15 protein-coding genes are annotated in these 17,904 nt (G+C 63.4%); 7 read left to right on the top strand and 8 right to left on the bottom strand.

Annotated elements, in window-relative coordinates; genetic code table 11:
• Positions 1-27: 27 nt before the first annotated feature.
• On the top strand, positions 28-2,298 hold the full coding sequence (clpA, locus tag ACZ0AV_RS02165; protein WP_499149521.1) for an ATP-dependent Clp protease ATP-binding subunit ClpA: 2,271 nt from the start codon (positions 28-30) through the stop codon (positions 2,296-2,298).
• 131 nt (positions 2,299-2,429) lie between these two features.
• Here clpA and infA read toward each other — a convergent pair whose 3' ends face one another.
• The 4 genes from infA to trxB all read right to left on the bottom strand — a co-directional run bounded on the left by infA (position 2,430) and on the right by trxB (position 5,419).
• On the bottom strand, positions 2,430-2,648 hold the full coding sequence (gene infA / locus ACZ0AV_RS02160; protein ID WP_002553999.1) for a translation initiation factor IF-1: 219 nt from the start codon (positions 2,646-2,648) through the stop codon (positions 2,430-2,432).
• A gap of 253 nt (positions 2,649-2,901) precedes the next feature.
• On the bottom strand, positions 2,902-3,609 hold the full coding sequence (locus tag ACZ0AV_RS02155) for an arginyltransferase (protein WP_499149520.1): 708 nt from the start codon (positions 3,607-3,609) through the stop codon (positions 2,902-2,904).
• Positions 3,610-3,677: 68 nt separating this feature from the next.
• Entirely contained in the window at positions 3,678-4,379 is a 702-nt protein-coding gene (aat, locus tag ACZ0AV_RS02150; protein WP_499149519.1) for a leucyl/phenylalanyl-tRNA--protein transferase, read from the bottom strand.
• 89 nt (positions 4,380-4,468) lie between these two features.
• Positions 4,469-5,419, bottom strand: coding sequence for a thioredoxin-disulfide reductase (gene trxB / locus ACZ0AV_RS02145; protein WP_499149518.1), 951 nt, complete (start codon positions 5,417-5,419; stop codon positions 4,469-4,471).
• A gap of 215 nt (positions 5,420-5,634) precedes the next feature.
• Between trxB and ftsK the strand changes: the two genes are divergently transcribed.
• The 6 genes from ftsK (at position 5,635) to cysG (ending at position 13,200) form a co-directional block, all read left to right on the top strand.
• Complete coding sequence (gene ftsK, locus ACZ0AV_RS02140; protein WP_499149517.1) at positions 5,635-8,043, top strand: DNA translocase FtsK; 2,409 nt, start codon at positions 5,635-5,637, stop codon at positions 8,041-8,043.
• Positions 8,044-8,060: 17 nt separating this feature from the next.
• Entirely contained in the window at positions 8,061-8,687 is a 627-nt protein-coding gene (lolA, locus tag ACZ0AV_RS02135; protein ID WP_499149516.1) for an outer membrane lipoprotein periplasmic chaperone LolA, read from the top strand.
• Positions 8,688-8,694: 7 nt separating this feature from the next.
• Positions 8,695-10,020 (top strand): replication-associated recombination protein A, encoded by a 1,326-nt coding sequence (locus ACZ0AV_RS02130; RefSeq protein ID WP_499149515.1) that lies wholly within the window; start codon positions 8,695-8,697, stop codon positions 10,018-10,020.
• Entirely contained in the window at positions 10,017-10,391 is a 375-nt protein-coding gene (crcB, locus tag ACZ0AV_RS02125) for a fluoride efflux transporter CrcB (RefSeq protein ID WP_499149514.1), read from the top strand. Before ACZ0AV_RS02130 ends, crcB begins: the two co-directional genes overlap by 4 nt.
• Positions 10,392-10,407: 16 nt before the next feature.
• Positions 10,408-11,685, top strand: coding sequence for a serine--tRNA ligase (gene serS, locus ACZ0AV_RS02120; RefSeq protein ID WP_499149513.1), 1,278 nt, complete (start codon positions 10,408-10,410; stop codon positions 11,683-11,685).
• A gap of 120 nt (positions 11,686-11,805) precedes the next feature.
• On the top strand, positions 11,806-13,200 hold the full coding sequence (gene cysG, locus ACZ0AV_RS02115; protein ID WP_499149512.1) for a siroheme synthase CysG: 1,395 nt from the start codon (positions 11,806-11,808) through the stop codon (positions 13,198-13,200).
• A gap of 80 nt (positions 13,201-13,280) precedes the next feature.
• On the opposite strand, the gene ACZ0AV_RS02110 is transcribed toward cysG, so the two are convergent.
• The 4 genes from ACZ0AV_RS02110 to ACZ0AV_RS02095 all read right to left on the bottom strand — a co-directional run bounded on the left by ACZ0AV_RS02110 (position 13,281) and on the right by ACZ0AV_RS02095 (position 17,901).
• On the bottom strand, positions 13,281-14,282 hold the full coding sequence (locus ACZ0AV_RS02110) for a TRAP transporter substrate-binding protein (protein WP_499149511.1): 1,002 nt from the start codon (positions 14,280-14,282) through the stop codon (positions 13,281-13,283).
• A 173-nt stretch (positions 14,283-14,455) separates the two neighbouring features.
• Positions 14,456-15,745, bottom strand: a complete 1,290-nt coding sequence (locus ACZ0AV_RS02105; RefSeq protein ID WP_499149510.1) for a glycosyltransferase — start codon at positions 15,743-15,745, stop codon at positions 14,456-14,458.
• Positions 15,746-15,751: 6 nt separating this feature from the next.
• Positions 15,752-16,258 (bottom strand): disulfide bond formation protein B, encoded by a 507-nt coding sequence (locus tag ACZ0AV_RS02100; protein ID WP_499149509.1) that lies wholly within the window; start codon positions 16,256-16,258, stop codon positions 15,752-15,754.
• A 248-nt stretch (positions 16,259-16,506) separates the two neighbouring features.
• Positions 16,507-17,901 carry an efflux transporter outer membrane subunit gene (locus ACZ0AV_RS02095; RefSeq protein ID WP_499153265.1) on the bottom strand — a complete coding sequence of 465 codons (1,395 nt, stop codon included), beginning with the start codon at positions 17,899-17,901 and terminating at the stop codon, positions 16,507-16,509.
• Between the last annotated feature and the right edge of the window lie 3 nt (positions 17,902-17,904).

The following is a 17,904-nucleotide window of genomic DNA, read 5'->3' as shown; positions in this document are numbered from 1 at the left end:
CCGGCCGCTTGGGCATGAGGTGAAGCTATGTTAAATCGAGAGCTCGAAGTCACCCTCAATCTTGCCTTCAAGGAGGCACGTGCAAAGCGTCATGAGTTCATGACGGTGGAGCACCTCCTGCTGGCTCTTCTGGATAACGAGGCCGCAGCCAGTGTGCTGCGCGCCTGCGGCGCCAGCCTGGACAAACTGCGCAACGACCTGCAGGAGTTCATCGACTCCACCACACCGCTGATTCCGCAGCACGACGAAGAGCGCGAAACGCAACCTACCCTGGGTTTCCAGCGCGTTCTGCAGCGTGCGGTATTCCACGTGCAGAGTTCGGGCAAGCGCGAAGTGACCGGCGCCAATGTGCTGGTAGCGATCTTCAGCGAGCAGGAAAGCCAGGCCGTGTTCCTGCTCAAGCAGCAGAGCGTGGCACGCATCGATGTCGTCAACTTCATTGCCCATGGCATCTCCAAGGTGCCCGGGCAGGGCGCTGCACCGGATGCCGAGCAGGAAATGCAGGACGAAGAGGGTGGCGAGTCTGCAGCCTCCAGCAACCCGCTGGATGCCTATGCCAGCAACCTGAACGAGCTGGCTCGCCAGGGCCGTATCGACCCGCTGGTGGGTCGCGAGCATGAAGTCGAGCGCGTGGCGCAGATCCTCGCCCGCCGCCGCAAGAACAACCCGTTGCTGGTCGGCGAAGCGGGCGTCGGCAAGACGGCCATCGCCGAAGGCCTGGCCAAGCGCATCGTCGACAATCAGGTGCCCGACCTGCTCGCCGACAGCGTCGTGTATTCCCTTGACCTGGGCGCGCTGCTGGCCGGCACCAAGTACCGCGGCGATTTCGAGAAGCGACTCAAGGCATTGCTGACCGAGCTGCGCAAGCGCCCGCACGCGATCCTGTTCATCGACGAGATCCACACCATCATCGGTGCCGGCGCCGCGTCTGGCGGGGTAATGGATGCGTCCAATCTGCTCAAGCCGGCATTGTCGTCGGGCGAGATCCGCTGCATAGGCTCCACCACCTTCCAGGAGTTTCGCGGCATCTTCGAGAAGGATCGCGCCCTGGCGCGGCGCTTCCAGAAGGTCGACGTGGTCGAGCCGTCGGTGGAAGACACCATCGGCATCTTGCGCGGGCTCAAAGGTCGCTTCGAGCAGCACCATGACATCGAGTACAGCGATGAGGCCCTGCGCGCCGCTGCCGAGCTGGCGTCGCGCTACATCAACGACCGCCACATGCCGGACAAGGCCATCGACGTGATCGACGAAGCAGGCGCTTACCAGCGCCTGCAGCCGCAGGACAAGCGCCTCAAGCGCATCGATGTGCCGCAGGTCGAAGACATCGTCGCCAAGATCGCACGCATTCCGCCAAAGCACGTCAGCAGCTCCGACAAGGAATTGCTGCGTAACCTGGAGCGTGACCTGAAACTGACCGTATTCGGCCAGGATGCCGCCATCGATTCGCTGGCGACGGCCATCAAGCTGTCGCGTGCCGGCCTCAAGGCGCCGGACAAGCCAGTGGGCTCGTTCCTGTTTGCCGGCCCGACCGGCGTCGGCAAGACCGAGGCGGCTCGCCAGCTGTCCAAGGCACTCGGGGTGGAGCTGGTGCGTTTCGACATGTCCGAGTACATGGAGCGGCATACCGTGTCCCGTTTGATCGGCGCACCACCCGGCTATGTCGGCTTCGACCAGGGCGGTCTGCTGACCGAGGCGATCACCAAACAGCCGCATTGCGTGCTGTTGCTCGATGAGATCGAGAAGGCGCACCCGGAAGTCTTCAACCTGCTGCTGCAGGTCATGGACCACGGCACGCTGACCGACAACAACGGGCGCAAGGCGGACTTCCGCAACGTGATCCTGATCATGACCACCAACGCCGGCGCGGAAACCGCCGCGCGTGCGTCGATTGGCTTCACCTATCAGGATCACTCCTCCGACGCCATGGAAGTGATCAAGAAGAGCTTCACGCCGGAGTTCCGCAACCGCCTGGATACCATTATCCAGTTCGGCCGGCTCAGCCACGAAACGATCAAGAGCATCGTCGACAAGTTTCTCATCGAGTTGCAGGCGCAGCTCGAAGACAAGCGCGTCATGCTCGAGGTCAGCAATGCTGCACGTGACTGGCTGGCAGAGCAGGGCTACGACGTGCAGATGGGTGCACGGCCGATGTCACGGCTCATCCAGGACCGCATCAAGCGTCCGCTGGCGGAGGAGATCCTCTTCGGCGAGCTGTCCGAGCATGGTGGTACCGTCCACGTGAACCTGGAGAACGGCGAGCTGACGTTCGAATTCGAGACCACGGCGGAAATGGCCTAACGCGATTTGGCGGGCCCTCGGGCCCGCCAAGCTGAACGCGCTCGGCAAACGACGCACACGAAAACGCCCGGCATATGCCGGGCGTTTTCGTGTGCGCGTGCTGGCAGGTGGGAAGCGTGGCTTCCTGCCTGTTAGCGGGCGCGGTAGGTGATACGACCCTTGCTCAGATCGTAAGGTGTCAGCTCTACGCGCACCTTGTCACCAGTCAGAATGCGGATGTAATTCTTGCGCATCTTTCCGGAGATGTGCGCGGTAACGACGTGCCCGTTTTCCAACTCCACGCGAAACATGGTGTTGGGCAGGGTGTCGACGACAGTGCCTTCCATTTCGAAGCTGTCTTCTTTCGACATGCAGTAAAGCCCTCGGTATCCAATGAATGGCCCGGCGCAACTGGCCCCAGGCAAAAGCGGCATGCATTGTGCCCGAAAACCAGGGTTGACGCCAAGGGTCTGTTCCTGTTTCGGTGCAAGTGGGATTACGGTGCAAAATCTTGCGGCGTGAACAAGCGGTTCGGGGAGCGCTGCGTTTACTCGCACTTGCGGGCAGGCGGGGTTTGCAACCGAGCGGGATACGGGCTTTTGGCCACGGCACCGCCGGGCGTTGTCAGGTGAGCGCGACCCAGCGCTGATTGACGAACAGTTCGATCGGGCGGTACTGCGTCTTGTAGTTCATCTTCCGGCAGTTCTTGATCCAATAGCCCAGGTAAACCGCCTGAAGCCCCATGCGCCGAGCTTCATCGATCTGCCAGAGAATGGCGAAGCGGCCCAGGCTGCGGCGTTCCTCGTCGGGGTCATAGAAGGTATACACCGCCGACAATCCGTTGGGCAGCACGTCGGTCACCGCAATGGCCAGCAGGCGGCCATCGTCCCGGAACTCGTAAAAGCACGAAAACGACAGGTCACGTACCAGGAAGGTGGCGAACTGCTCGCGACTGGGCGGATACATGTCGCCGTCGGCATGGCGCTGCTCGATGTAACGCACGTACAGCGCATAGTATTCCTCGGTAAACAGCGGTCTCACCGCACGTACCTGTACCGACTCGTTGCGCTTGCTGATTCGCCGCTGCTGGCGGTTGGGCATGAACCGGGCAGCCGGGATCCGTGCCGGCACGCAAGCGCTACACCGCTGGCAATGCGGGCGGTAGAGGTGATCGCCGCTACGCCGGAAGCCGAGTTCGGACAGCTCGGCATAGGTTTGCGCATCCATGGGCTGGCTGGGATCGAGAAACAGGGTGGTGGCCTGCTCGTCGGACAGGTAGCTGCAAGGATGCGGTTGGGTGGCGTAGAACTTCAGGCGAGCCAGCTCGGTCATGATCGACTCCTGGATTTAGCCTTGAATCAGTGTATGTCAGCCAGCGCAAGCCGACCAGAATGATGCGGTCACCGGTCGGCCAGTGCTACGCCGATCTGCCAGGACGCGGTGCTCGGCTGATCGAGGAAACGCTGCAGGTAATCGGCAAAGGCTACCCGGCTGATGGCCCGCGCGCCCAGGCTATGCAGGTGCTGAGTCGGCATCTGGCAGTCGATCAGCTCGAAGCCCCATTGTTCGAGGTGCTCGACCAGGGTCACGAAGCCCACCTTGGAAGCGTTGTCGGCACGGCTGAACATCGACTCGCCAAAAAACAACCGACCCATCGCCAGCCCGTAAAGGCCGCCGACCAGTGTGCCTTCCTGCCAGACCTCCACGCTGTGGGCCAGGCCCTGCTCGTGCAGCGCGATATAGGCCTGCTGCATGGGCGTGGTGATCCAGGTGCCATCGGCGTAGTCGCGTGGCGCGGCGCATGCCTGGATGACGGCCGCAAAGGCCTGGTCGAAACTGACCTGATAATGCCCTTGGCGAAGCACCTTGCGCAGGCTTCGCGACACATGCAGCTCGCCTGGAAACAGCACGGTGCGCGGGTCCGGGGACCACCACAGCAGGGGCTGGCCGTCCTGGTACCAGGGGAAGCAGCCATGCCGGTAGGCAGCGATCAGGCGCTCGGCACGCAGATCGCCTCCCGCCGCCAGCAGCCCGTTGGGCTCGCGCAAGGCTTTGTCGAGTGGTGGAAAGGTCAGCGAGTCGCGTTGCAACCAGGTGAGCATGGGAGAAACCGCGGCAGGGGAGGGCGGAGTTGAATCCGCAGGAGGTGATCAGCGCAAGCCACAGGGCTGCGCTGAGTCGTCAGCAGGGCTTAATTGTCGTCGAGGAATTTTTCGACGTCGAGAGCCGCCATGCAGCCTGCGCCGGCCGAGGTGATGGCCTGGCGGTAGACGTGGTCGGCGACATCGCCCGCGGCGAATACACCCTCGATGCTGGTGGCCGTGGCATTGCCTTCGTTGCCGCCCTTGATCAACAGGTAGCCGTCGCGCATTTCCAGCTGGCCCTGGAACAGGTCGGTGTTGGGCTTGTGGCCAATGGCGATGAATACACCGGCCAGTGGCAGCTCATGGCTGCTGCCATCCTGGGTATTGCGCAACCGGGCGCCGGTCACGCCGCTGGCATCGCCGAGCACTTCGTCCAGGGTGTGGTTCCAGTGCAGGCGCACGTTGCCGTTGGCGGCCTTGTCGAACAACTTGTCCTGAAGAATCTTCTCCGAGCGCAGCTTGTCGCGACGGTGCACCAGGTGCACTTCCTTGGCGATGTTGGACAGGTACAGCGCTTCTTCGACAGCGGTATTGCCGCCGCCGATGACCGCCACCACCTGGTTGCGATAGAAGAAGCCGTCGCAGGTCGCACAGGCGGAAACGCCTTTACCGGCGAAGGCTTCTTCTGACGGCAGGCCCAGGTACTGCGCCGAAGCGCCAGTGGCAATGATCAGCGCATCGCAGGTATAGGTGCCGCTGTCGCCCTTGAGGGTGAACGGCCGGCTCTGCAACTCGGCAGTGTGGATGTGGTCGTAGATGATCTCGGTTTCGAAGCGCTCGGCGTGTTTCTGCATGCGCTCCATCAAACCCGGGCCTGTCAGGCCTTCCACGTCACCTGGCCAGTTATCGACTTCGGTGGTGGTGGTGAGCTGACCGCCTGGCTGGATACCGGTGATGATGACAGGCTTCAGATTGGCACGAGCGGCGTACACGGCGGCGCTGTAACCGGCTGGCCCCGAGCCCAGGATAATCAGGCGGGAATGCTTGACTTCGCTCATAAAAACACCTCATAAGCCTTTGTCACAAAAGAGAATGCATGCTCAAATTGAGCCGCACGGACGAATAGTGGCCGCTATGCTACACCGAAGCATGGAACAAGCGGGAGCCGGTGGGGCGATCAGCTCCCCATCACAGGCGCAGCTTGCCGTACAATGGCGGCATTTCGTCCTCCACCGATCATTCGGCGCGCTACCGGCGCAGGAACAGATGCGTTTTGAAGAATTCTAGCTCTACAGCACCGGCGCCTGCCTGGCGCCAGCAACTGCCGTATCGTCTCAAGGAGGGCGCGCTGATCGCTCTCGGTGCGTTGTGCCTCTATGTGTGGATGGCACTGCTTACCTACGACCCGGCCGACCCGGGCTGGACCCATACCAGCAATGTCCAGCAGGTGCACAACGCCGCCGGTCGTGCGGGCGCCTGGTTCGCCGACGTGCTGTTCATGGCCCTGGGCTATTTCGCCTACCTGTTCCCACTGCTGCTCGGCATCAAGGCGCTGCAGGTGTTCCGTGCCCGGCACGAACCCTGGCACTGGAGCGGCTGGCTGTTTTCATGGCGGCTGATCGGCCTGGTATTTCTGGTGCTGTCTGGCGCGGCCCTGGCCTATATCCATTTCCAGAGCAGCGCGGGCATGCCGGCATCGGCCGGTGGCGCGCTGGGTGAAAGCCTCGGGCAACTGACCGTCGCCGCCCTGAACGTGCAGGGCAGCACGTTGTTGTTCATCGCCCTGTTCCTGTTCGGCCTGACCGTGTTCACTGACCTCTCGTGGTTCAAGGTCATGGACCTGACCGGCAAGATCACCCTGGATCTGCTGGAGCTGGTGCAGAGTGTGGTCAATCGCTGGTGGAGTTCGCGTCAGGACCGCAAGCAACTGGTCGCTCAGTTGCGCGAAGTTGACGAGCGCGTCCACGACGTGGCTGCTCCCGTGGTGCGTGACCGCCGCGAGCAGGCCAAGGTCAAGGAGCGTCTGATCGAGCGTGAAGAAGCGCTCAGCAAGCACATGATCGAGCGCGAAAGCCGTCCCGCTCCGGTGATTTCAGCACCGCCGCCCCCCAAGGCTCCCGAGCCGAGCAAGCGCGTACAGAAAGAGAAGCAGGCACCCTTGTTCATCGACAGCGCCGTGGAAGGCACCTTGCCGCCCATCTCGCTGCTTGACCCGGCCGAAGCTAAGAAGATCGAGTACTCGCCCGAGTCGCTGGCAGGGGTGGGGCATCTGCTGGAGATCAAACTCAAGGAATTCGGCGTCGAGGTGTCGGTCGACTCGATCCACCCCGGCCCGGTGATTACCCGTTATGAAATCCAGCCCGCCGCCGGCGTCAAGGTCAGCCGTATCGCCAACCTTGCCAAGGACCTGGCGCGTTCGCTGGCGGTGACCAGCGTACGGGTGGTTGAAGTGATTCCCGGCAAGACCACCGTCGGCATCGAAATTCCCAACGAGAACCGCCAGATCGTGCGCTTCTCCGAAGTGCTGTCGACCCCGGAGTACGACGACGCCAAGTCGCCGGTCACTCTGGCCCTGGGCCACGACATCGGCGGCAAGCCGGTGATCACCGACCTGGCGAAGATGCCGCACTTGCTGGTGGCCGGTACCACCGGCTCCGGTAAATCGGTGGGCGTGAACGCGATGATCCTGTCGATCCTCTTCAAGTCCGGCCCCGAAGACGCCAAGATGATCATGATCGACCCGAAAATGCTCGAGTTGTCGATCTACGAAGGCATTCCGCACCTGCTGTGCCCGGTGGTCACCGACATGAAGGAGGCCGCCAATGCGCTGCGCTGGAGCGTCGCCGAGATGGAGCGCCGCTACAAGCTGATGTCGAAGATGGGGGTGCGTAACCTGGCGGGCTTCAACCGCAAGGTGAAGGATGCCATCGAGGCCGGCGAACCGCTCTCCGACCCGTTGTATCGCCGCGAAAGCATGGAAGACGAAGCCCCGCTGCTGAAGACCCTGCCGACCATCGTGGTGGTGGTCGACGAATTCGCCGACATGATGATGATCGTCGGCAAGAAGGTCGAAGAGCTGATCGCACGTATTGCCCAGAAAGCGCGGGCGGCCGGTATTCACCTGATCCTCGCGACCCAGCGGCCGTCGGTGGACGTGATCACCGGTCTGATCAAGGCCAACATCCCGACGCGCATGGCGTTCCAGGTGTCCAGCAAGATCGACTCGCGCACCATCATCGACCAGGGCGGCGCCGAACAGCTGCTGGGCCACGGTGACATGCTCTACATGCCACCCGGCACCAGCCTGCCGATCCGCGTGCACGGCGCCTTCGTCTCCGACGAGGAGGTGCACCGTGTGGTCGAGGCCTGGAAGCTTCGCGGCGCACCGGATTACAACGAAGACATCCTGGCCGGCTCGGAAGAGGGCGGTGGCGGTTTCGACGGAGGAGGCGGCAGTTCGGAAGGCGGCGACGACAGCGAGTCGGACCCACTGTACGACGAAGCGGTCAATTTCGTGCTGGAAAGCCGCCGCGCATCCATCTCCTCGGTGCAGCGCAAACTGAAGATCGGCTACAACCGTGCCGCGCGCATGATCGAAGCGATGGAAATGGCCGGCGTGGTCACCCCGATGAATACCAACGGCTCGCGCGAGGTCATCGCACCCGGGCAGAACCGCGATTAATCTGAAAGAGGATTCACATGCGCCTGATTCGCCTGATGCTGCTCGCCGTGCTCACCACCGCGAGCCTGTTCGCCCACGCTGACGACGAGGCTGCGGTCAAACGCCTGACCGAGTTGCTCAACCAGGCGCAGACCATCACTGCGCGCTTCTCGCAGCTGTCCCTGGATGGCAGCGGTACCCAGTTGCAGGAAACTTCCGGCGAGTTGGCACTCAAGCGCCCTGGCCTGTTCCGCTGGCACACCGACGAGCCGATGGAGCAGTTGCTGGTGTCCGATGGCAAGCAGGTGTGGTTGTACGACCCGGACCTCGAGCAGGTGACCATCCAGTCGCTCGACCAGCGCCTGACCCACACGCCAGCCCTGCTGCTTTCCGGCGACGTTTCGCAAATTCGTGAAAACTTCGAGATCACCTTCAAGGAAGGCGGCAGCGTGGTGGACTTCATCCTCAAGCCGAAGTCCAAGGACACCCTGTTCGACAGCCTGCGTCTGTCCTTTCGCAACGGCGTGCTCAATGACATGCAACTGATCGACAGCATCGGCCAGCGCACCAATATTCTGTTCATGAGCGTGAAGATGAACGAACCCCTGGATGACAAGCAGTTCAGCTTCGAAATCCCCGAGGGTGCAGACGTCATTCAAGAGTAGGTAAGTCGTGGATCTGTTTCGCAGCGCGCCCGTCGCCCAGCCACTGGCCGCCCGTCTAAGGGCGACCACGCTGGACGAATACGTCGGCCAGGAGCACCTGCTGGCCCGTGGCAAACCGTTGCGCGAAGCGCTGGAGCAGGGCGCCCTGCACTCGATGATTTTCTGGGGGCCGCCCGGGGTCGGTAAAACCACCCTGGCACGCCTGCTGGCCCAGGTCACCGATGCGCACTTCGAGACGATTTCCGCGGTGCTGTCCGGGGTCAAGGAAATCCGCCAGGCCGTGGAAGTGGCCAAGCAGCACGCCGCGCAGTATGGCCGGCGTACCATCCTGTTCGTCGATGAAGTGCATCGCTTCAACAAGTCGCAGCAGGATGCCTTTCTGCCCTATGTCGAAGACGGCACGCTGATCTTCATCGGCGCGACCACGGAAAACCCCTCGTTCGAGCTCAACAATGCCTTGCTGTCTCGTGCTCGCGTCTACGTGCTCAAGAGCCTGGATGATGCGGCGCTGCGCAAGCTGGTCGAGCGTGCACTGAGCGAAACCAAGGGCCTCGGTGAACGGCGGTTGAGCGTGCCGGATGAGAGCTTCGAGATCCTCAAGAGTGCCGCGGACGGTGATGGTCGGCGCTTTCTGAATTTTCTCGAGAACGCCGCCGACCTGGCCGAGGACGGCAGCGAGATCAGCCCCGCGTTGCTGCTCGACCTGCTGGGCGATACCCGGCGGCGTTTCGACAAGGGTGGCGAAGCTTTCTACGACCAGATTTCCGCGCTGCACAAATCGGTACGCGGCTCCAGCCCGGACGGCGCGCTGTACTGGTTCGCGCGCATGCTCGACGGCGGCTGCGACCCGCTGTACATCGCCCGGCGCGTGGTGCGCATGGCCAGCGAGGAGGTTGGCAATGCCGACCCGCGCGCCCTGACGTTGTGCCTCAATGCCTGGGACGTGCAGGAACGCCTGGGCAGCCCCGAAGGTGAACTGGCGGTGGCGCAGGCCATCGTTTACCTGGCTTGCGCGCCAAAGAGCAACGCGGTTTACAGTGCTTTCAACGCGGCCAAGCGCGACGTCGCCGAGAACGGCTCCCGCGAAGTGCCGCTACACCTGCGCAACGCACCGACCAAACTGATGAAAGAGCTCGGTTATGGCGACGAATACCGCTACGCCCATGACGAACCCGATGCCTATGCCGCCGGCGAAGACTACTTCCCGGAAGATCTCGAGCCGCGCCGTTATTACCAGCCGGTACCACGTGGCCTGGAACTGAAGATCCGCGACAAGCTCGCCCACCTGGCCGAGCAGGATGCCAGCAGCCCGCGGCAGCGGAGAACGTCATGATCGTCACGCTCGTTGCCGTCGCCGCAGGTGGTGCATGCGGCACCCTGGCGCGATTTGCCACGGGCAACTGGGTCAATGCGCATTGGCCGCAGCATTTCTATCTGGCGACCCTGCTGGTGAACCTCGTCGGCTGTCTGCTGATCGGGGTACTCTACGGGCTGTTCCTGCTTCGCCCCGACGTCCCCCTGCCGATTCGTGCCGGGCTGATCGTTGGCGTGCTTGGCGGTTTCACCACTTTTTCTTCATTTTCCCTGGACACCCTGCGCCTGCTGGAAGGCAGCCAGGCCCCACTGGCCCTTGGCTACGTGGCGGTCAGTGTCCTGGGCGGCCTGCTTGCCACCTGGGCAGGCCTTTCGCTAACCAAACTCTGATCGACGAGAACCTGAAATGCTCGATTCCAAACTGGTGCGCAGCCAACTGCACGACATTGCCCAGCGTCTGGCCACCCGTGGCTATGAACTGGACGTGACCCGCGTCGAAGCCCTGGAGGCGCAGCGCAAGTCCGTTCAGACCCGTACCGAGCAATTGCAGGCCGAGCGCAACAGTCGATCCAAGTCCATCGGCCAGGCCAAGCAGCGCGGCGAAGACATTGCGCCGCTGCTGGCCGACGTCGACCGCATGGGCAGCGAGCTGGAAGAGGGCAAGCGTGAACTGGACGCCATCCAGGCGGAACTGGACAACCTGCTGTTGAGCATTCCCAACCTGCCGCACGAGTCGGTACCGGTAGGTGCGGATGAAGACGACAACGTCGAAGTGCGCCGCTGGGGTACGCCCAGAGCCTTCGACTTCGCCGTGCAGGATCACGTCAGCCTCGGCGAACAGCACGGCTGGCTGGATTTCGAAACCGCCGCCAAACTATCGGGCGCCCGCTTCGCCCTGCTGCGCGGCCCGATCGCCCGCCTGCACCGCGCCCTGGCTCAGTTCATGATCAACCTGCACACCGCCGAGCATGGCTACGAAGAGGCCTACACGCCTTATCTGGTGCAGGCACCAGCACTGCAGGGCACCGGCCAACTGCCGAAGTTCGAGGAAGATCTGTTCAAGATCAGCCGCGAGGGCGAGGCCGATTTCTATCTGATACCGACCGCCGAGGTGTCGCTGACCAATATCGTTGCCGGCGAAATCGTCGACGCCAAAGAGCTGCCGCTGAAGTTCGTCGCCCACACGCCGTGCTTCCGCAGCGAAGCCGGTGCGTCGGGCCGTGATACCCGCGGCATGATTCGCCAGCACCAGTTCGACAAGGTCGAAATGGTCCACGTGGTCGAGCCGGGCAAATCCTTCGACGCGTTGGAAGAACTGACCGGCCATGCCGAAAAGGTGCTGCAATTGCTCGAACTGCCGTACCGCGTCCTGGCGCTGTGCACCGGCGATATGGGCTTCAGCGCGACCAAGACCTACGACCTGGAAGTCTGGGTGCCGAGCCAGGACAAGTACCGCGAGATTTCGTCCTGCTCCAACTGCGGCGACTTCCAGGCCCGCCGGATGCAGGCGCGCTACCGCAACCCGGAAACCGGCAAACCGGAACTGCTGCATACACTCAATGGCTCCGGCCTGGCAGTGGGCCGCACGCTGGTTGCGGTACTGGAGAACTACCAGCAGGCCGATGGCACCATTCGCGTGCCCGAGGTGCTGAAGCCATACATGGGCGGTATCGAGGTCATCTGAATGATGCAGGCAGGCAACGCCAGTTGATGGCGCCCTCCAGGCAGTAGCGCCGACCCCGAGTTGATCTCGGGGTCATTATTTTCATCTCGTCACTTGCGGGCGACTGTAGCGGGCTTCGTCATGGACTTTCTTCCCCTGTTCCACAAACTGCAGGGTCGTCGCGCTCTGGTGATCGGCGGCGGCGAGATCGCCCTGCGCAAGGCGCGCCTGCTGGCGGATGCCGGCGCGTTGCTGCGCGTGGTGTCGCCCGAGGTCGGCACGGAGCTGCGTGAGCTGGTCGGGCAGGGGGGCGGTGAGCTGCTGGTGCGCGAGTACCAGCCAAGCGACCTGCAGGGCGTGTCGCTGGTCATCGCGGCCACCGACGACGTGCCGCTCAATGCGCAGATATCCGAGCAGGCTCAGGCACTCGGGATTCCGGTCAATGTGGTCGACGCACCGGCGTTGTGCAGCGTGATCTTCCCGGCCATCGTCGATCGCTCGCCGTTGATCGTAGCCATCAGCAGCGGCGGCGACGCGCCGGTGCTGGCTCGGCTGATTCGCGCCAAGATCGAAACGTGGATTCCCGCCACCTATGGCCAACTGGCCGGCCTGGCGAAAGTGTTCCGCGCCCAGGTCAAGAGCCTGTTTCCCGATGTGCAACAGCGCCGCGTATTCTGGGAAGACGTGTTCCAGGGGCAGATCGCCGAAAGCGTATTCGCCGGCAAACTCGGCGAAGCACGCCGTCTGCTCGAAGACAAGGTCAACGGAGCGGCGCCTCGGGCCCTCGGCGAGGTCTACCTGGTCGGTGCCGGGCCTGGTGATCCGGACCTGCTGACCTTTCGCGCCCTGCGTCTGATGCAGCAGGCCGACGTGGTGCTCTACGACCGTCTGGTGGCACCGGCGATCATCGAACTGTGCCGCCGCGATGCCGAGCGCATCTACGTCGGCAAGCGTCGCGCCGAGCATGCGGTTCCGCAGGAACAGATCAACCAGCGCCTGATCGACCTGGCCAAGGCCGGCAAGCGGGTGCTGCGCCTCAAGGGTGGAGACCCGTTCATCTTCGGCCGCGGCGGCGAGGAGATCGAACAATTGGCCGCCCACGGCATTCCCTTCCAGGTGGTGCCCGGCATCACTGCGGCCAGCGGCTGTTCAGCCTATGCGGGTATTCCGCTGACCCACCGTGATCACGCCCAGTCGGTGCGTTTCGTCACTGGCCACCTCAAGGACGGCAGCGCCGACCTGCCCTGGTCGGAACTGATCGCGCCCAGCCAGACACTGGTGTTCTACATGGGTCTGGTCGGCCTGCCGACCATCTGCCAGCAGTTGGTCGCCCACGGCCGTGCCGCGAGCACGCCTGCGGCACTGGTGCAGCAGGGCACCACTGAAAATCAGCGGGTGTTCACCGGCACCCTGGCCAACCTGCCGGACCTGGTCGCGCGCCACGAGGTACACGCGCCGACGCTGGTTATCATCGGCGAGGTGGTGCAACTGCGCGACAAGCTGGCATGGTTCGAAGGCGCCCAGCACAGGGATTGATAACCCTGCGGCGACGCAGCCGGTGACCCGGCTGCGCAGATAAGAAGCCTGGGCGCCATGCTGCGCCCAGGCTGAGGGGGTCAATCCTGGCGCTTGCGATTGACCGTCTGCGCCGCCTTGATCACATCGCTGCCGATCTCGGCTTCGAACTGCTGCCACACCGGACGCATGGCTTCACGCCAGGCATCGCGCTGTTCAGCGGTGAGGGTGATGATCTGGCTCTTGCCGGATGCCTCGATACGGCGACGGTCGGCGAGGTTGGCTTCTTCGGCCTGGCGATTTACCGCGTAGGTCACCTCGTCGATGATGGCTTCCAGCTCGGTACGGATCTGGTGGGGGATGCCGTACCAGAATCGCGTGTTGCTGATCAGCATGTAGTCGAGCACGCCGTGGTTGGTTTCGGTAATGAACGGCTGCACCTCATGCAGCCTCTGGCTGTACAGGTTCGACCAGGGGTTCTCGGCGCCCTGCACCTGACCACTCTGCAAGCCTTTGTAGACCTCGGCGAATGGCATTTTCACCGACTTGGCGCCCAGTTGGGCGAACTGCGCATCGAGCACGTTGGAGTTCTGGATGCGGAAGTTCAGGCCAGCGGCATCGCCGGGCAGGCGCAGCGCCTTGGTCGCCGACATCTGCTTCATGCCGTTGTGCCAGTAGGCCAGGCCGACAATGTTCTGGTCTTCCATGGAGCGCAGCAGCTGGCGGCCCTTGGCACGCTTCTGGAAGCGGTTGACCGCATCCAGGTCATCGAACATGAACGGCAGGTCGAAGACCTGCAACTGCTTGGTGTACTTGTCGAACTTGGCCAGCGACGGGGCGAGCATCTGCACCTCGTTGTTGCGCAGCGCTTCCAGTTCGTTGGCATCGCCGTACAGCGAGGAGTTCGGGTAGACCTCGACCTTGACCTTGCCTCCCAGGCGTTGATCGACCAGGCGCTGGAACATTAGGGCACCCTGACCTTTGGGCGTGTCATCGGTCACCACGTGGGCGAGTTTGATGACCAGGGGCGCTTCCTGGGCGAGAGCGGTGTAGGAGGTGAGCGTCAGGGCGCAGGCGGCCGCAACGGCGATCTTTTTGAACATGCGGGTGACCTTATTCTTATCGAGTATTTTTGGTCGGACACTGGTTGGCAGAAGCGTCCGTGCGAGAACCGGTTACGGCTGGGTGCAAATTCTACTGCAATCATGGCGCCATATTTGTGACATCCGTCCGAGGTGCTGCATGAAGCTCGGCAGATTAGCGATCAGCCACCGGATTACAGCCTTGTAGCAGCGTTTTTTGCGGCAATCCACTGCGACATGTACTGCGTGCTCTTGTGCTGGTGGTGGCGCAGCATCAGGCCGACGAAATTGCGCCGCCGGTGCAACTCGCGGGTTGCCCACAGCGCTTCGAGCCGGGTGACGAGCGCCTGGCCAAGGCAAGCGCGATCGAAACGGCTGGCGAGCAATGCGCGACCCTGCTGCTGCGCCTCGAACCAGTGCAACTGGTCCTGATAAAGCAGCACCGCGTGCGCGGCGAAAGCGTCCGCATCCACGGCGATTCGCCCCGGCCAGGGCTGGTCGCCATGCATGCCTTCGCTGCCTATCGGTGTGGTGACGCTGGGAGTGCCGCAGGCCATGGCATCGGCCAGCTTGCCCTTGATCCCCGCACCAAAGCGCAGCGGCGCCAGGCAAACCCTGGCCTGGGCCATCACCCGGTGCGCATCGTCGACCCAGCCCAGTACATGGAAGCCCTGTTTGGGGTTGTGCAGTGCGGTTGCCTTGGGCGGCGGGTAGGCGCCATACACGTGCAACTGAGCCTGGGGCAGGCGCGCGCGAATCAGTGGCCAGAGGGCGTGTTTGAGCCATAGCACTGCATCCCAGTTCGGCGCATGGCGGAAGTTGCCGATGCTCAGGAAGTGCTGCCGTTCGGCGAAGGGCAGTTCGTCGACCACGGGAGGGATGAGCATCAGCGCGCAGTCAAGAAGCAGTGCAGGTGGTACCCCGAAATGCTCCTGCAACAGGGTCATTTCGAACCCGGAAATCACTAGCGTCAGATCGCAGCGATAGATCGAGGCGACTTCACGTTGCGCGATGTCGCTGCCGGCCATGGTTTCGTACAGCACCTGCGACGTGGCCAGCACAGGGCCGACCTGCTGCCGCTCGGTTTCATTACCACAGTTTTTCTGGCTGGCCTTGAGGAGTGCATGGCGGGCGTCGCGCAGGCAATGCAGGTCACTGGTATCGAGCACTCGCAGCGCCGTTGGCCAGGCGCGCTCGACACGCCAGGCGAACTGTTCCTCGGTGAAGAAACGGTCGAACAGCACCAGGTCCGGCTGCAGTCGGGCGACGAAGCCGTCGAACGTGTCGCAGTTCAGGGCCACCTCCACTTCGTCGATCTGCAGCTCGTGCAGATCCGCACGGTGTGACGACAACGCCGCCGCACTGGCGAAGGTGACCTGCCAACCCTGGCCACGAAATACCCCGAGCAGCTCGAGCATCCGGCTGCCGGCCGCCGAAGAACGCGGCTCCGGCCAGACGTACCCGATGACCAGTACCTTGCGCATGCCGGCTCAGCGCTTGCCGCGAATGCTGCGCCACAGGGTCAGCAGCACCAGCGCGAATAGCGCAGCGATGCTGGCCAGGGTCCAGACGGTGAAGGGCAGACCGAGAATCTTGTAGTCGTTCTGGCCGCAGATGCCGCCGCTCATGAACACCCCTGGCCAATACTCGTGCAGCGGCAGGCTTTGGTAATAGAACGGGAAGGGTGAGCAACTGAAGCTTTCCATGACGCCCAGTTCGATCAGCGTGACGTGCGCGTTGTCGATCAGCGCCATGCCGCTGGCGGCGAGCAGCAACGGCCAGAGCAGCACTACCAGCCAGGTTTGCCGGGCCGCCGCCGCAGCGCTCAAGAGCAGGGCAAGCACGCAAACCAGGGCCAGCCACAGGCGGATCTGCACGCACAGTGTGCAGGGTTCCCAGCCAAAGACGTGCTGCGCGACCAGGGCGCCGGCGAGCATGACGGCGCTGGCGAGGGCGATCATCAGCAGCAGCGGGGCAGGCGTGGTAGGGCGGGACATGGGGTTCTCCAGAAATACGGGGCGGCCAGTACCGCGATCAGGTGCCGTTTGTACCGGAAGGTGGCGTGCACGGCAATCGAGGATTCAGATGGCAATCATCATTTTTCAAGCACACATGCCAACGCCGCCGCGCCAGTGATCGCGGTGTCACGGGATTGCGTGAAGAATCATAAAAAAGCCCCACGGTCAGGGACATGAACCGTGGGGCATCAATGGCCAGCTACGCCAGCCGGGAGGGAACGGTGCACTCAGGTCTGTGGCTGCCAGCCGCCACCCAGCGCCTTGTAGATGGCGACGATGCCCTGGTACAGCTCGACCTCGGCCAGGGCCTGGCTGTCTTCGGCGGCCAGGCGCTCACGCTCGGCGTCCAGCAGGACCAGGAAATCGGCGGTGCCTTCGCGGTATTGCAACCCTGCCTGTGCCGCCGCCGCGCGGCTGGCCTCCGACTGGCGCACCAAGGCGAGCAGGCGTTCCTGACGCTTGCCGTAATCGCTGAAGGCGTTTTCGGACTCTTCCAGTGCCAGCAAAACCTGCTGCTCGTAACCGGCCAATGCACCGTCGGCATCCGCCTCGGCGCCGCGCAGGCGGGCGCGCACGCTGCCCAGGTCAAACGCGGCCCAACTGATGGTCGGGGCTACGCTCCAGGCACGCGCCGCAGACGAACCCAATTGCGAGCCGCGGCCCGCGGTGAATCCGAGGAACCCCGACAGGCTGACCCGCGGGAAGAGGTCTGCGGTGGCCACACCGACCTGGGCCGTGGCGGCAGCCAGTTCGCGCTCGGCGGCGCGAATGTCCGGCCGCCGGCGCAGCAACTCGCCGGGGTCGCCAATGGGCAGCGCCTTGGAGATGGCCGGCAATGGCCTGGGCGCCAGATCCACGCTGAGCTGGTCCGGGCGCTGGCCGAGCAGGGTGGCAATGCGGTTACGGGCACGCACCTGTTCGGCCTGCAGGCGCGGCACCGTGGCTTCGGTGGCGGCCAGGCGGGCATCGGAGCGCAGCACATCCAGCTCGCTGCCCATCCCAACCTCACGGCGGCGCTCGATGATATCTCGCGAGGCGCGCTGGTTATCCAGGTCATCACGGGCAATACGCTCGCGCAACTGGGCGCCGCGCAGCGTGCCGTAAGCATCCACCAGTTCCGCGATCAGGCTGACCTGCAGCTGCTGGTAGTCGGCCTGGGCAATGTCGATCTGCGCTTCGCTGGCTTCCAGTTGGCGTTGAATACGGCCGAACAGATCGAGTTCCCAGGCCATGTCCAGGCCCAGGTCATAGCGTTCGCTGTTGACCCGTTCCTCGCTAACTCCGGGTTGCTGGCCTTTGCCGATCTCGCTGCTGGCCCGACTGGTCACGGTCGGCAAACGGTCATTGGCGACGTCGTCGCGGATCGACCGAGCGGCACGCAAGCGGGCGTAGGCCACGCGCAGTTCGCGGTTGTCCTGCAGCGACTGCTGCACCAGCTGGCTCAGCGTCGGGTCCTCGAACTGCTGCCACCACTGGGCTTCGAAGCGGCTGCTGTCATAGCCAGCCCCGGCGCTGTGCGCCGAGTGCACGGTGGCACTTTGTGGCGCCTGGTAGTCCGGGCCGACCGCACAGGCGCTGAGCGCCAGGGCCAGGGCAGTCAGCAGCAGGCTACGAGGGATCATGTC

This window comes from Pseudomonas sp. AC532, from assembly GCF_979258965.1.
This window is presented reverse-complemented; position numbering and strand designations above follow the sequence as displayed.

Excerpts from the sequence above, each read along its gene's own strand:
- serS (WP_499149513.1), top strand. The coding sequence starts at position 10,408 with ATGCTCGATTCCAAACTGGTGCGCAGCCAACTGCACGACATTGCCCAG.
- ACZ0AV_RS02110 (WP_499149511.1), bottom strand. The coding sequence starts at position 14,282 with ATGTTCAAAAAGATCGCCGTTGCGGCCGCCTGCGCCCTGACGCTCACC.
- cysG (WP_499149512.1), top strand. The coding sequence starts at position 11,806 with ATGGACTTTCTTCCCCTGTTCCACAAACTGCAGGGTCGTCGCGCTCTG.
- aat (WP_499149519.1), bottom strand. The coding sequence starts at position 4,379 with ATGCTCACCTGGTTGCAACGCGACTCGCTGACCTTTCCACCACTCGAC.
- ACZ0AV_RS02100 (WP_499149509.1), bottom strand. The coding sequence starts at position 16,258 with ATGTCCCGCCCTACCACGCCTGCCCCGCTGCTGCTGATGATCGCCCTC.
- ACZ0AV_RS02105 (WP_499149510.1), bottom strand. The coding sequence starts at position 15,745 with ATGCGCAAGGTACTGGTCATCGGGTACGTCTGGCCGGAGCCGCGTTCT.
- lolA (WP_499149516.1), top strand. The coding sequence starts at position 8,061 with ATGCGCCTGATTCGCCTGATGCTGCTCGCCGTGCTCACCACCGCGAGC.
- ACZ0AV_RS02155 (WP_499149520.1), bottom strand. The coding sequence starts at position 3,609 with ATGACCGAGCTGGCTCGCCTGAAGTTCTACGCCACCCAACCGCATCCT.
- infA (WP_002553999.1), bottom strand. The coding sequence starts at position 2,648 with ATGTCGAAAGAAGACAGCTTCGAAATGGAAGGCACTGTCGTCGACACC.
- clpA (WP_499149521.1), top strand. The coding sequence starts at position 28 with ATGTTAAATCGAGAGCTCGAAGTCACCCTCAATCTTGCCTTCAAGGAG.
- trxB (WP_499149518.1), bottom strand. The coding sequence starts at position 5,419 with ATGAGCGAAGTCAAGCATTCCCGCCTGATTATCCTGGGCTCGGGGCCA.
- crcB (WP_499149514.1), top strand. The coding sequence starts at position 10,017 with ATGATCGTCACGCTCGTTGCCGTCGCCGCAGGTGGTGCATGCGGCACC.
- ACZ0AV_RS02095 (WP_499153265.1), bottom strand. The coding sequence starts at position 17,901 with ATGATCCCTCGTAGCCTGCTGCTGACTGCCCTGGCCCTGGCGCTCAGC.